This window comes from Pedobacter soli (assembly GCF_900101435.1).
Classification (GTDB): Bacteria; Bacteroidota; Bacteroidia; order Sphingobacteriales; family Sphingobacteriaceae; genus Pedobacter; species Pedobacter soli.
In genome coordinates this window covers 112,114-126,339 of record NZ_FMZH01000013.1, presented here as the reverse complement: position 1 = coordinate 126,339, position 14,226 = coordinate 112,114, and the positions used below count along the sequence as shown (strand labels likewise).

Here is a 14,226-nt window from a genome sequence, read left to right as displayed (position 1 = left end):
CCTTCGGTGGCTAACCGAGGCAAGACTGTGTGAAGGGAAAGAAAGCAGCGATAGCTTTAAGATTCCCGCCTGCGCGGGAATGACGGATCTGCTAAGGGTTCACTCCTCGATCGTCACCCTGGTCCGATAGCTATCGGACTTGTTTCAGGGTCTCTCCCTAACCAACACGAGCTATAATGAGATGCTGAAATAAATTCAGCATGACGCGTAGGATTTTCTGCACCGGGGATCTTCTGCACCCTGCCCTCCGGCATAGGAGATTTTCGCAGGAAAAAGCACGAAAGGCTTTGCACTGACTTTCATACCACCACTGCCCAAGGCAGGAACAAGCGCGTGCATATCGCCGAAGCCAGGTTTGCGATCTTAACCGCATCGGTTTTATCGGGGATTGTTGGTATGTGTTTTTGAAGATAGTGAAAAGAAGTTAACAGCTACTAACCGCTAACACCACTAAGAAAAATCGTCATTTCGACTGAAGCGCAGCGAAGCGGAGAAATCAAACTGTTGATTTATTAAGCTGTGGAAAAGCATCTGATTCTTTACGATCCACTATGAGTTTACGCATATGCCCCTTATTGCTAAAATGCTTACTCACATTAATCGCTTTGTCATGAAAGTCGCCATTGTAATGAAATAAACGGACAGATTTACATTTTTCATGTTCGAAAATTTCCTTAAACATGGTACGATCTGATAAACCACAAGAATGGCCCATTACAAAGACCTGAAAATCATCTTTCTCCAAAAATCTCAATAAATCACGATAATTGGGTGTAAGTAAGTATTGATTGCGTATTTCGGCAAAAGTGACCCCTCCGTTTCGGACCAAACTGGCCGCCAATTTGATTGCCGGGCTTTGGCATAAAAGTTCCTTTCCCTCTGAACAAATATAGGCCGACGGTTTTCAAATTTCTTCTTGATACTAAGCCTTCCAGGCTATCTCTTTTAAGGGATGCTGATCCTCTTAAATTTCAGCCAACCAAAGAATCTATCCAAAACACCTTAAAAAAGTGCTTAAACGCGTTCAAAATCGTCTCACGACCCAAAGCTTAGCTGAGGCTTGTCTTTTCGAACCTATGGCTTTGAATTAGCTTTAAATAAAAACTTGGTTAAGAAATACTGTACAAAGAAAATCTGATCAAGTGATCAGCGCGGCCAGCTTGCTCCGAAACAGGCGGCCACCATGAAGCGAAACAGGGTGACACTTTAAAAGCGAAACGCGCGGCCATTTTCGCTGAAATACCCAACCAAACACTTAACTGCATCAGATTTTATAAAAATCACTTTTTGCGGCAACATCCAATTCTGGTTGAAGCCGAATTCAAAATCCTTTTTCTTTAACTGATTGGGAAATGGAGGAACAACCCTCCATCCCGTTATTGTGTTTCCATCGGTTATCTTCCCAGCCAAAAACGCATTATATCGATCAAATTTGGCATGTAGAATAGTTCCTTTCTTAAATAAGAACTTCATCGAGACAAAAATACTATCTCCAGCTACCCGGTAGGTTCCAATATACTCTCTCCTAAAGCTTTCATAGAACGCACAAGAAAATGGCTCGTTGCCCGTCGTCCCACCTTGTTTTGCTCCAACTCTCCCATCGGGGGTAAACACGAGCATATTTTTAGATGTCAAATGTGGTTCTTTATCAGATGAAGAATAAAATCCATCGACCCTGACATTTTTGGGTTTTGACAGGGTATCCATACCTTTATTCTGGCCAAAAGCTAGAACTGTCAAAAACCCAAATAATAAACTAAGCTGAAATTTCATCATTAATAAAATTAAGTAACTTGGATGATAAGTACCAAAATAACTGTATAGACTTGAAGTAAGGCCCCTGTAAACGCAAAAAAGCAAATCATTGTTACGGTATTTACCGAACTAATAACCTACAAATCAAACACTTTCATCACAGAATGGCTAAACGTTGCCGCAGAAACACTCCTCTCCCCTTTTCAGCAAATTCAAAACACAATGACTAAAGAAGAACAACCAGACTTGTTTTCAATACAGTTTATAAATAAACTAAACGCTAAATTTTATCACTTTTAGACACAAAAATTCGGAAATAATTGCAATAAATCCAGTCAAAAGAAAATAAGACAAAAATAGTTCGCACCAGATTAAAACGAAAGAATCACCTGTAAAAAGCTATAAAACAACTAATTACAAATGTTTTAAAAAAGAAAAAGGCTTCGAAATTCGAAACCTTTTCTACTAACGGGTCGCCAAACGTCCGGATAAGCAACAAATTTATCGCCGATTTAAAGCGAATTGCAGAACTAGACATTAAAATGACAGAGTATGATGAGCTTGGAAGATTAATAAAATTGAGAAAAGAAACAGAAGCATTAATTCCGAAAGTCGTAGATAAAAAGAAGAAAATTAGAACTAAAAGGAAAGCTAGAAAAGTGTTACTCAAAAAATGGATTCTCAATATTTCTGAAGATTAAATCTTTTGCAACTTATCTTTCAAATTATCGTGGAAGAACCTCTCAACTAACTTGTGGTAATGACAAGCTATAGAAAGACGAGACAATCCCGAATTATACTTATAACATTACAAAGGATTACTGTAAATAAAACAGCCCTTCCATATTGAAGGGCTGTTTTGTTTACTAAATCGTCCCGTTGATTTAATTCTTAAATAAATCTAAACTATAAAACACTAACTATCAACAGTAATAAAACAGCAGCAAAAAGTAACTAAGCACTTACGATACCCGGAATTTCCTATGTCAAAATAACGATTTTCAATAATAAATTCAAGGATTGAACTACCTAGAAACTAAAATTCTTATATCAAATACTCTGACTTGAAAGATGCCTTTCTAGGTACCTTTCTAAAAACCAACAAGAAAAGAACTTACCAATTGCCATACTAAGGATAAAGCGCTATTTTTGCACAAAGTGCATACATGCAAGAAACATTCCTTCTTCAAGCCTTAACAGTAGCCCTTTTATCGAAATCAGGCTTCAGTGAATCAACACCAAACCCTTGCCGCGAAATTTCTATTGTTATATTTTATGCTATTGATGAATATGTAAGTGAGAGCACATTAAAAAGAATATTTGGGCTAATACAGTTTCAACGTCCTTCCATAGCGATTTTTGAAATACTAGCACGATATATCGGATTTGAGAAATGGGAAGATTTCTTAGAATCAACTGAAGAGATGGAAGCTGTTTGTATTAGTAAGTAATCTAGTATCTCAACAATCAAGCACAGTTCCTATCCATTTTTAAAGCCATTTTGTCAAGCTATTAAAAATCCGAAAAGAGCCTCCATTTCCATATAGGTTAATATTACGCATATATTTATTGATCTAATCATTAAAAGTAATCCTTTTCTTAAAGTGGTAATTCAAAGCTAACTGTAGTGCCAACGCCTGGCTCACTATCGGCCCAGACCCTGCCTTTATGCAGTGCTACAATCTCAGTTGAAAGGTAAAGCCCTATGCCAAAACCTGATATTGTAGAGGTAAAATCGTTTTGAATCTTGAAATACCGGTCAAACAATTTGGGCAGACTTTCCTTATCAATACCCACACCTAGATCTCTGACAGATATTACAATGCTGCTGCGTTTTCGATGACAATCTATGAATATCTGGGTTCCCACAGCAGAATATTTTACGGCATTACTCAAAAGGTTATGCAACACTTGTCCGATTTTATCCTGATCACCCTGCAATAAGCAAGGTTCAATACCTGTAAACACAAGTTCATGGGAGGAAAGAAAGCTTAAATAATCTGCCTGTATTTCGGCGACCAAATCAGCAAGATTAAACTGGGTTTTATTTAGTTCAATCTTGCCGGATTCCAACCTGGATACATTTAAAAAAGCATTGATGATATCGGTCATCCTTCTCAGTTGCCGTTCCATCCTGGCCAGAACCCTTTCAGGGTTTTCTCTGGCAGTAGCATAGTTATACTTTAAAACCTGCACATAGCCTTTTATAGAAGTTAAAGGTGTCTTTAGCTCGTGGCTTATCATGGATATAAAATCATTTTTGAGCTTTTCCTGTTCCATTTTTGTAGTCACATCCATTACTACTGCCTGTATCGATTCATATCGGCCATTAACTCCTTTTTGCACTTTACCTACCACGCGCATCCATTTGCGTTCGCCAGTGCGGAGGTGTTTGATAGGATAAGTACAGTCGATAGGCATTCCATTGTTTGCAGCTTCAATCAGTACCCTGTTCACTTCTTCCAAATATGCTGGATCAACAGCCTCCAACACCATCTCCCAGGTAATCTCTCCTTTTTCAGCCAGACCATATTGCTTTCTGTATCCAGGCGACATCTCTGCCTTAAAGGTGCGAAGATCAAGGCTGCAGCTCCCCAGATCTGCAGCATCAAAGGCCGCTCTAAGATTATCATCCCTTGTCATAGAATCTTGATCTGGATTTTGCGAATAATATTTTTCAGCGTGCACGGCCGAAATTGGCGCATTTGGTAAAAGATCAAAACAAAAAATGATGTAGGACGGACGCTCACCTCCGCTGGTAACCAATTGGTAACTGCAAACACTAAATTTTTCAGCAAAATCATGCAAGGCTTCTGGCTCACTCAAATGATCTTTATTTAGCAAAAACCATTGGTATAATCCAGGCCAGTCCAAATAATTCCCCCAGGAATCAGAAAGTTTTTCGAGTCTCGCAAAATCATCCATCCTCAAATTCACTAAATCTTCGCGTCTTTGATTATATTTTATTTGCAGGCTATCGCTAACGGTTAACACATAAAAATCAGCAGAATAAATAATCAGGCATGCTGGTACCTTTTCTAATACCATCAGGGGCTGGGCGGTTGAGGTGTGATTCATTTTATATTGCTTAAGCGGGATAAAAAAAACACCTTAATTTAGATCTTAAAACTAAGTGATATCCGGTAAGTTGCTGCTATTTGATTATAAACCTACTCACCTGCTAATTGTTTCATTTTGAGGAAATAAATATTTGATTCTATCCAGGTGTATTTTGATGTAGATTGAGCTAAATAGGGTCTGACGATGCCTAACATCAAGAAAACCCCTATAAAAAAAGGAGATTAAAAATCAAAAAAGATAAACGAATATACAAAGGATTGCCTCCCCTAAATAGACAAAATAAAAACATGGTCGAAAAGATAAAAACCAGACAATCATTTTTCCATCAAAATGTTCCCGAGAAGGCCAGCCGAACGCCACCGATAGAATAGATAGTTAATACGATGAACAGTTGTTTTTTAGCATTTATTAACCAAAGCTTTTGAGTTGGGGTTAGGCTAGATATTAATGTTTGGCAATACAATACCAAAACCCGCCCTGCAACTACATCGGTAAACCAGTATTTGTTGTTGTACATCCTCAGCGTTCCGCTAGCAGTTGTTACCAAGTATCCAGCGTAGGCCAATCCATAGATTCTTGTTCTTATCCCCCTTATTTCACAAAATGTATGGAAACTTCCATAACAAATACCGATAATCCATGCATTGGGTATGGATCAAACAAATTGTGTTTTCCCTTTAAGAGAGAAAGGCTCAGCGCATAACGCAGCAGCAGGCCAAGTGAAAGTAATCATCCAACTGTGCGACGAACCAAGCATGATTTTCCCATAGTTAGGCTTTTGTGTTTAAATCAAGCGTCCTGAGTGGGGTCCTATCATTCACTGCAACAACGCCATCCTCCATCAACAGCACAGCTGGCAATTATAAATCGCGCAAGCTTAAACTTTCAGTTTGGTACATTAAGCCGCATACCATCTTGCCAGACTATCCATTTCCTCAGGCCGCACATTATCTCCAGTATGCACCTGCTGGCTGTCACCGACCTATTGAAATAACGAAAGGACCGATAACAGAGAAGTGATAAATATTTTCAGTTTATCATTATCTTAGTTGGTATGCGGATAAAATGACCTTGGCTATATTACCTAAATTTAAGGTTTAACGACACGATATTGGAGGCCAGGCCTGTAGAGCGCGAATAATGGCCATACCTGAGCTCCAGCGTATTTAGGCGCTGCCAGCCCAGGACTCCTTTTGGCGGGGAAAAGCGGAGGCCTACCCCATAAAAATCACTTTTCAAAGACGAAAGATCATAATCGCTGGTAAAGTACTGCGCTGAAGGGTCGTGCTGTCCATAGGCTGCAAAATACCGTGTCCCATTCTGGTTATTATAGCGATAAAAAGGGCTGATTGAAAAAAAGGAATTGACCTTTACCGGAACTTCCAGTTCTGCAGTATGCGCCCTGATTCCCCAATTATCCATATAATAGCGGTAGAAACTCCGGATCACAAAGCGATCTCCCAGGAAATAATTCATGCGCAGCCCAATTGGCAATTTATACCGTTTATCGGGTAAGGTCTCTGCCCGAAGCGAACCGTCGGTGAAATAATTGCGCTGATAGCGGGTAGCCAACAACCCATGCTGATAGGACGGTTCAAGGATCAATGCCGCCTGAAAGTCCTTGGTGATGACCTGTGATAGTGAAAATGAAGCACTAAAAGAATTGCGTGGTGCGGTATCATATTCTTCCCCATGTTTACCCGTATTGCCCGTTCGCAGTTCTATGGGCAATATAACAGTCCATTTATCCAGGAAAGCCTGCAGCTTAAAGTCAAACTGTGTATTTTTGTCTTTGGATAAACGGGTAAGGTTAAAAGCAGCCCCGAGTGACTGATAGTCAAACTCTGTGGAATAAGATCCGGTAAAACCAAATGAATTACCCGTTTGCTCATTGGAGTGTGTCCAGTTGAGTGAGGGATAAATCCGCGTATCGGCAGAAGATGCCGAAGAGATTGTACTGGGATCTATTTTATCGGAAGAAGCAGAGGTATAATGGTCTATACCCAGTTCAAAAATAAAGGTATTCTTTTTACCGCGTTTATTAAACCTGGACATCTGCAGATCAATGGTATTGGCGAAGTCGCTCAGCTTCTCGGTACCGATCCCGCCCGTTACGGCTGAATTGTTACCATTCTGGTTGTAATAGGCGGAAACCAGGTTAATCTCATCGATTTTTAACCTCCTGGATTGATAGCTGCTGCTATCGGGTTTTACTGCTTCAGGTCTGCTTTGTGCGTAGGCACCCAACATGCCCAGGTACATAAAAAGTACGTGGAAATATATCTTTTTCATCTCTGCTTTTCCTGTTTAGTTACAACCGCAACCACCACCGCTTTTACCTCCGTTAGCACCAGAAGCCCCCTCCCGGTATAACTGAAAACTCTGTTCAAACTTCTGGGCTTTGCGTGCAGAAAGGATCATATCGGCATCGTTGATTTTGCTTTTCTGATAAGGTTTTACGCTACTACAGGAACTCGTGGTTGCTGAAATTACACTTAAAGCAGTCACCACGAGGGAAAATGTTCTGGAAATTTTCATAACTATATTACATTAATATTCTTTGAAGTAAAGACCCGATCATCATCACTTATAACGATACAGGCCACTTGTTTAATCTGGTTGATCAGCTCAAGGCCCACCTTAACTCCCATAACCACCACCGGGGTTGCCAGTGCATCGGCCAGCTCGGCACTGGGGCAAATGATGCTCACGCTTTTAACCCCGCTTACCGGAAGACCTGTTTTAGGATCGATCGTATGCGAATAACGCTGCCCATCGATGATTACAAATTTTTCGTAATTGCCACTTGTGGCAATTGCCATATCGCTGATGTTTAAGGCAGAAAAAGGTTGTTTGGTTTGTGCAGGGTCAGCAATCCCCACTGTCCAGGCCTTTCCATCATGCTGCTTTCCCCAGGCGGTCAGATCGCCTGCGGCATTCACAATACCACTTTTTATTCCATGGTCCTGCATCACCAGTTTTGCCCGGTCAGCGGCATAGCCTTTACCTATTCCCCCGAAACCTATACGCATTCCCTTGTTTTTCAACATTACGCTGGAGGATGCCTTATCTATGACCACGTTGCGGTAATCAATTAGGTCAACCGATGCCAGGGCTGTTTGCTGATCTGGTAAACTGGTCATATGCTGATCAAAGTTCCACAACCGCTTATCGATAGAGCCATAGGTAATATCGAAAGCGCCATCGGTAATTTCAGAAATTTTTTGTGCCCGCTCAATTAGTGCGATAACTTCCTGGTCTACCCGGACGGGCGATACTCCTGCTGCGCTATTTATTTGACAGGTTTGACTGCTTTCATTAAAAGTGGTGAGCAGCCGCTCAATCCTGGTCACTTCCGCTACAGCCGCATCGATCGCGGCATTGCCGTGCAGCTGATCCTCGGCTAGGGCCGTGAACTCAAAACGGTTCCCCATTAGTTTTAAAGTCCGCTTAACGCTTAACTGGGACTCCATGTCTCTTATTGTTTTAACTTATCGATTTCAGCCACGAAAACCTCCGGGCTTTCATCGGGAAAGCCGTCCCAGGTTTTGAGCACTTTGCCGTTTTCATCCACCAATACTGTATAGGGAAACTTTCCATCACGGTTATAGCGTTCGGCTAGTGATTCATTGAGCTTCACCTGTTCTTTTGAAAGCTGGTTTTTCTTCTGCCTGGGGAAATCAGCCCTTACCAACACCAAATTGGACGAAGCATATTGTTCAAACTTCTCAGATTCCAGGATTTCCTTACGCAAACGGATACATGGGCCACACCAGTCAGAGCCTGAAAAATTGATCAGTATCTGCTTATGGGTAGATTTAGCTTGTTGCTGTGCCTGGGAAAAGTCCCCCATCCAGGTCAGGGGAATCGTAAACATTCCCAATAGTACAATAAATAGTAGTTTCATAATTTTAAGAAAAAACCCTTAGTAAAGTTGCTGTTAACTAGGTAGGCTATACAGTCAGGGAACGTGTTGCAGGCCCATTGCTTACCTCCCCGCTTTCAGCAAATGTTGCACCATGGTTAGGGCAGTAAAACCTGGCGTTTGCCCCTTGATAGCTAAGCGGATAACTTTCATGTGCACAAGAGCGTTGCACCGCGATATAGCTACCCGTCATTGTTCTGGCTACAATTACGCCATTGGCCATAAGCGAGGCTCTGTTGTTAACCAGGGCAACATTGCTAGCAAGGCTTAAATCCGATATAAAGTCCACTCCTCTGGGAGCTGTGGTATCAGCAGCCTTACTTTCCGCAGTTTTCTTGCACCCGGTGCAGTTTATCCGGGCAAAAGGTGCTGCACTCATCCCCACACTCATTAAAAATTCCTTTCTGTACATGTTCTTTTTTATAGTTAAAATAAACAGGTTAATACACGGTTTTTCAGATGTCCCGATATATGGTCACTAAGTATCGATGGGCCTGGAAAAATTTTGTAAAATTCTATCTATAAAAAAGTTCTGTTTTCCGTGGGTACAGCCTTTCCTGCTAATATTCAAAGCAGGATCGTTGTAACAAAACTATAGACGAAGTCTGAAGAGATTCTGAAGTTCGGTTTCAAAAATTGTTAAATATTTGTTAATCCTTAATTTTAGCTAATGGCCCTGGCGATCATGAACGCGGCACCAGCAGCCAGCAAACCTATTAAAGTTACTTTGAAGGCTCCTTTTACCGGCGGCTGGCCTGTTAGCTTACTTTTAAAAAAACCAAACACAAAAAGGCAGATGGTAGTCAGTACCGCTGAAAGGATCAGTCCATCCACGGGTTTTGTGGTAAAAAAATATGCCGAAAGGGGCAGCATACCTCCGGCGCAATAAGAAAGGCCGATAGTTACCGCGCTGTTGCGCGCCCTGTTTATATCTGGTTTTTCCAGTCCAAGCTCAAACTTCATCATGAAATCCACCCAATGATCTTTATTGCTGCTGAGCTGCGAGACGATCATTTCCTGGGCATGGTCATCTAGCCCATAACCCGCGAAAATTTCCTTCACTTCTTCCTTTTCTTTTTCCGGCAGATGCTCTACCTCGATATATTCCCTTTTGAGCTCACTCTGATAATGTTCCTGTTCGGTCTTTCCTGCCAGGTACCCTCCCAAGCCCATTGCAATACAACCTGCAATGATTTCTGCTACACCTGCGGTAATGATCACCTGGTTACTGCTTACCGCTGCACTGAGCCCTGCAGCAAGTGCGAAAGGTACGGTAAGGCCATCGCTCATCCCGATAACGATATCGGAAATAAAGGCCGAGCTTTTGAGGTGTTGTTCGGTGTGCGGGCTTTTCATCATAAGGGTGCTTTTATAAGTTTATCATATTCACATTTTTATCAGCCGGGATGGGCTGCGGCAAAATAAGCCGACTAAGCATCACCTCCGCCAATCATATCAGATACCATTCCTTTTTCATCTTTTCTTTCGGCGAGGATTACCCCTGCGATATGCAGCAGGATAAAGCCCAGGATCAGGTACATCGAAAAGCCGTGGAACTCCTTGATGCTATGGTTTACATCCTTTGATAACCCGGTCTGCTCCTGGAATGCCAGCAGTAGTCCGGTAAGCGTCATAATTAGGAGCAAAAAGTAGAAAACCAGGTATAATCCCTTAACGAGGAGCTCATGCCTGGCAGTGATACGGTATTTTTTTAGCACCCAAAAATTTTGGTATGCCCGTTTTAGTTTCGGAAAAATCCGCTGTTCGGCGGATAGAAAAAATTCTGCAATCAGCCTGAATAAAAAAAGTACTGTCAGTGCATAGCCAAAATAAATGTGAAAAGCCCAAACCTGGTCTTCCAGCCCGTGCAAAACTGCAGCAGCTTGTTTATCGCTGACATTAGCGCCGGCATTGGCCAGCTCTGAGCGAACAAAAGTACGCTGGGCATGGTCAAAGAGCAGTGAATTGACTAAAACAGTCCCCAGTGATCCGCAGATGATCAATAGGTTTAGCCAGTGCCAAACCCTGGTAGAGCGGGCATATCTTTTGGCTTTTCCGCTGGGTTCAAGGATTATTGGAAGGGCATCTAACATAGCATTAAGGTTTAAAAGTGATCGTAAAAGTGTGAAGGTCGTTCAGATAATCATAATTCAGGCGATAATACTGACGGGCACAGATCTGTTTTAAAATCGCCAGTCCAAGTCCAGTTCCATCTGAAGTACTGTCTTTATAAAACCGGTCGAATATTTTAGCAGCATCTAAAGCCTGGTTATGCCCAGTGTTAGCAAAAACAAGCTGCCCGGCATCCAGATAAACCTCAATCCTGCCTTTTTCATAATTGTGCCGGATAGCATTACTGAACAGGTTGTTAATTAGAACCTCTATCAACTGACGGTTGGCTCTTATCACAGCCGGTGATAGGTTAAGCTCCATTGTGATATTGCGCTGTTGCACAAGTTCCTGAAAATACAGCGTTTTCTCTTTCAAAAGCGTTCTAAGGTCTATTTCCTGCTGCTCTTGCAGCAGATTATGATCTATTTTAACCAGTAATAACAGGGACTGGTTCAACCGGGTTAATTTGGAAGTTGCCCGGTATAACTCAGCGAGTATCTCGCCTTCCCGGGTATCCAGATTATTGGACTGCAGCATATTATCCAGCCGTGAATTAATCACTGCCAGTGGGGTCATCATTTCATGTGAGGCATTTTCGGTAAAAAGCTTGATTTCTTCATAATCGGATTTGACTTTTCCCGATAAATCTACCAGGACCTGATTGAGCTGCCGAAACTCAGCTACTGGCATTTCTACCGATTTATAGGGTTTCTCATGGTTGATATTGAAATCAGTAATATTCTGGAGCAGCTGACCGAAAGGATCCCAGATTTTCTTAAGTAGCAAACGGTTAACCAATAGCACAACAATCAGCAGTAAGCAAACCGGTAGCAGGATAATCAGGCATATGTTTTTAATCTGCTCCTGTTTTTCCATTTTGGAGGCGATCACCAGGATCTGATAAGGTAAGCCATTGAGCTCCATTTCCGCGCGTAGAAACCGCGCGTGTTCATTGCGGCGCTTCACCGGATTATAAAATAGGGTGTCCCCATAAATGCTGTATGACCTGGTAGATTTTATGCGGTGGTATTGCACAATCAGGTCTTCAAATTCGTGCGGGGAATAAAATTTCCCACCTGTGGAATACTCCTTAACCTCTGTTGCCTCTTCTACCAGGTCGTGGTCGAGCTGACGGTTTAGGTAAAAAATAAGCATTTGGTAAAAAAGGGTACCGATCACTATAAGCCCTAAAAAACTTATCAGTATCAGTATACGGTTATATTTTGAGAAAAGCTTCATTCGCTGATAAACCTATAACCTACACCATAAACCGTTTGAAAATAATCGCCACTTCCGGCATCCATCAGCTTTTTTCTAATGTTGCGGATATGGGTATAAATAAAATCGAAGCTATCGGCCATGTCAGCATCATCTCCCCAGATATGTTCCACGGCAGCGGATTTGGAAATCACTTTACCCTTGTTGGCAAGGAAATACAGCAACAGGTCAAACTCTTTTTTGGTCATGTGCACCAGTTCTCCGCTTACCTTTACCTCCTTGGCATCAAGGTCGATTGAAATCTCCCGAAAAGCAATCTTATGCTCCCCTTGAGCACTCTTCCTGCGCACGATAGCAAGTATCCTGGCGTTTAGCTCCGAGAGATGGAAGGGTTTTGTCAGGTAATCATCGGCCCCAAGTCCAAGGCCAATGAGCTTATCGTCAAGAGAGTTCCTGGCCGAGATAATAATCACCCCCTCAGCTCTTTTGGTCCTTTTCAGGTAGCTGAGCAGTTGCAGGCCTTCCCCATCCCCCAGGCCAAGATCCAAAAGGATGCAGTCATAATGATACAAATCAAGTCTTTCCAAAGCCTGGGCATAGGAGCCTGCTGCACTGCAGGTATTTCCCAGTCCACTTAGGTACTCATTGATACTCTTTTGGAGGCTGAGCTCATCCTCGACGATTAAAATCTTCATAATAACCAAATATCTGTTAAGATATTGAAGACATTTTGAAGTTTCCAGAAAAACAACCTGAATTACCTATTCAAATAAAAATTATAATTAGACTCATTATGATTAACAATATTTTTTCAGGAATAGGCTAACATTTAGGTAATTTGAATTGTAAAATGCCGACAATAATGAGTGTACATATAGGATTGATGATCTGGAAGGAAATGAAGATCAGTGGAATTTCGGTATCGACGTTCGCAGAAAAAATGGCCATTAGTAAAAACAAGGCTCAGGACATCATCAATAGCTCAAGCCTTGATGTTTCGCTGCTTGCGACAGTGAGCGAAATACTCGGCTATAACTTTTTCAGCTATTACGAAAAGGGCAAGTTATTTTCCGATCTCAGTCAAAAGGAAACACAAGCATCAGCAGAAGAAATCAAAAGATTAAAAAGCCTGTTGAGTGAAAAGAACAAAACTATCGAACTCAAGGATAAAATGATCCAAAACCTTTCCCATACGGTCTCCTTGCTCGAAAAAGTCCAATACCGATAATTTGGGAAGAAGTAAATACCAGGGAAACAACATTTTTCTTCCCCGACGCAGTTCCCTTTCGGTATTAACCCATCGTAATTTGCTATAGCCTAAAAAGACTGCTTTAAGCAATTGATGCAGGCTGCTGCCATCTTAATCCCTGTTCGTAGCCTAGAGAGGACCTTGCCCAGCACCTTCCAGATGTAAGTAATTTCCGGGTATTATGTTTAGCTTTAGCCAGAATACATTTTAAATGGAAACAACGTTATTTTATCTGGTTTATACCAGCCGGGCAAAAAAGTTATTGAAGGATGCTGAACTGATTGCACTTTTGGAACAATCCAGAACGAACAACAATCTGCTGGGATTAACAGGGATGTTGTTATATATGGAAACAAATTTCATAGAAGGTTTTGAAGGACGCTTCATCCAGCTATTGGAGGGTAATGAAACTAATGTCCGCTTAATTTATGATCGGATTTTAAAAGATGAACGAAATCAGGGCGTTCTTTTATTGCGTTCTGGGGAAACCCAGTCCCGATCATTTCCGGGTTGGACAATGGGCTTTAAATCCGGGAGAGCCTCAAACCATGAGTCCATTCCAGGCTTTTTTGAGCTGGATGAAACCTTACTGACAGAAGATGGAGTAAATAACGCTATTCATAGCTTGACCTTATTGAAAAGTTTTTACGAGATAAACAGTAATTTTGATTTCTAAATACTGCATTAATGATATTGGAGTAAGTTTATCGGAGCAAAAAAATTATCCATTTTACCAATGGACAGTACCATACAGATATACCGTTTATTTATCCACTTGGGATGGTTTGGGCGAGCTCAATTGCCCCACTTGATAAGGTTACCAATTTATTCAAGAATTCTAATTTTGAGTAGTCTGCGTTTTCAAAAGATACATTCATACTGAATC

At 41.5% G+C, this 14,226-nt stretch carries 15 protein-coding genes; 4 read left to right on the top strand and 11 right to left on the bottom strand.

What is annotated here, in order from left to right:
• Positions 1–1,206: 1,206 nt before the first annotated feature.
• The gene (locus BLR37_RS21750; protein ID WP_090772336.1) at positions 1,207–1,776 is read right to left on the bottom strand and encodes a hypothetical protein; all 570 of its coding nucleotides are present in this window, start codon (positions 1,774–1,776) and stop codon (positions 1,207–1,209) included.
• Between the two features lie 521 nt (positions 1,777–2,297).
• Between BLR37_RS21750 and BLR37_RS25445 the strand changes: the two genes are divergently transcribed.
• Positions 2,298–2,456 carry a hypothetical protein gene (locus tag BLR37_RS25445; protein ID WP_167356663.1) on the top strand — a complete coding sequence of 53 codons (159 nt, stop codon included), beginning with the start codon at positions 2,298–2,300 and terminating at the stop codon, positions 2,454–2,456.
• A 465-nt stretch (positions 2,457–2,921) separates the two neighbouring features.
• Positions 2,922–3,206, top strand: coding sequence for a hypothetical protein (locus tag BLR37_RS21745; protein WP_090772334.1), 285 nt, complete (start codon positions 2,922–2,924; stop codon positions 3,204–3,206).
• 148 nt (positions 3,207–3,354) lie between these two features.
• On the opposite strand, the gene BLR37_RS21740 is transcribed toward BLR37_RS21745, so the two are convergent.
• The 10 genes from BLR37_RS21740 to BLR37_RS21690 form a co-directional block, all read right to left on the bottom strand.
• Positions 3,355–4,749, bottom strand: coding sequence for a sensor histidine kinase (locus BLR37_RS21740; RefSeq protein WP_167356662.1), 1,395 nt, complete (start codon positions 4,747–4,749; stop codon positions 3,355–3,357).
• 1,167 nt (positions 4,750–5,916) lie between these two features.
• Complete coding sequence (locus tag BLR37_RS21730; RefSeq protein WP_090772328.1) at positions 5,917–7,128, bottom strand: DUF3570 domain-containing protein; 1,212 nt, start codon at positions 7,126–7,128, stop codon at positions 5,917–5,919.
• A 15-nt stretch (positions 7,129–7,143) separates the two neighbouring features.
• Positions 7,144–7,374, bottom strand: coding sequence for a DUF4266 domain-containing protein (locus BLR37_RS21725; RefSeq protein ID WP_090772326.1), 231 nt, complete (start codon positions 7,372–7,374; stop codon positions 7,144–7,146).
• A 2-nt stretch (positions 7,375–7,376) separates the two neighbouring features.
• Positions 7,377–8,309, bottom strand: a complete 933-nt coding sequence (locus tag BLR37_RS21720) for an FAD:protein FMN transferase (RefSeq protein ID WP_090772324.1) — start codon at positions 8,307–8,309, stop codon at positions 7,377–7,379.
• A gap of 5 nt (positions 8,310–8,314) precedes the next feature.
• Positions 8,315–8,743: a thioredoxin family protein gene (locus tag BLR37_RS21715; RefSeq protein ID WP_090772322.1), complete on the bottom strand. Its 429-nt coding sequence runs from the start codon at positions 8,741–8,743 to the stop codon at positions 8,315–8,317.
• Between the two features lie 46 nt (positions 8,744–8,789).
• Entirely contained in the window at positions 8,790–9,173 is a 384-nt protein-coding gene (locus BLR37_RS21710) for a QcrA and Rieske domain-containing protein (protein WP_090772320.1), read from the bottom strand.
• 251 nt (positions 9,174–9,424) lie between these two features.
• On the bottom strand, positions 9,425–10,120 hold the full coding sequence (locus BLR37_RS21705; RefSeq protein ID WP_244154729.1) for a VIT1/CCC1 transporter family protein: 696 nt from the start codon (positions 10,118–10,120) through the stop codon (positions 9,425–9,427).
• 71 nt (positions 10,121–10,191) lie between these two features.
• A complete protein-coding gene (locus BLR37_RS21700) occupies positions 10,192–10,854 on the bottom strand; it encodes a cytochrome b/b6 domain-containing protein (protein WP_090772316.1) in 663 nt (220 codons plus the stop codon).
• Positions 10,855–10,858: 4 nt separating this feature from the next.
• Entirely contained in the window at positions 10,859–12,112 is a 1,254-nt protein-coding gene (locus BLR37_RS21695; RefSeq protein WP_090772314.1) for a sensor histidine kinase, read from the bottom strand.
• Positions 12,109–12,786, bottom strand: a complete 678-nt coding sequence (locus tag BLR37_RS21690) for a response regulator transcription factor (protein ID WP_090772313.1) — start codon at positions 12,784–12,786, stop codon at positions 12,109–12,111. Before BLR37_RS21690 ends, BLR37_RS21695 begins: the two co-directional genes overlap by 4 nt.
• Positions 12,787–12,953: 167 nt before the next feature.
• On the opposite strand from BLR37_RS21690, the gene BLR37_RS21685 reads away from it, so the two are divergent.
• Positions 12,954–13,319, top strand: a complete 366-nt coding sequence (locus BLR37_RS21685) for a hypothetical protein (RefSeq protein ID WP_090772311.1) — start codon at positions 12,954–12,956, stop codon at positions 13,317–13,319.
• 232 nt (positions 13,320–13,551) lie between these two features.
• Positions 13,552–14,016: a BLUF domain-containing protein gene (locus BLR37_RS21680; RefSeq protein ID WP_090772309.1), complete on the top strand. Its 465-nt coding sequence runs from the start codon at positions 13,552–13,554 to the stop codon at positions 14,014–14,016.
• Positions 14,017–14,226: the final 210 nt, after the last annotated feature.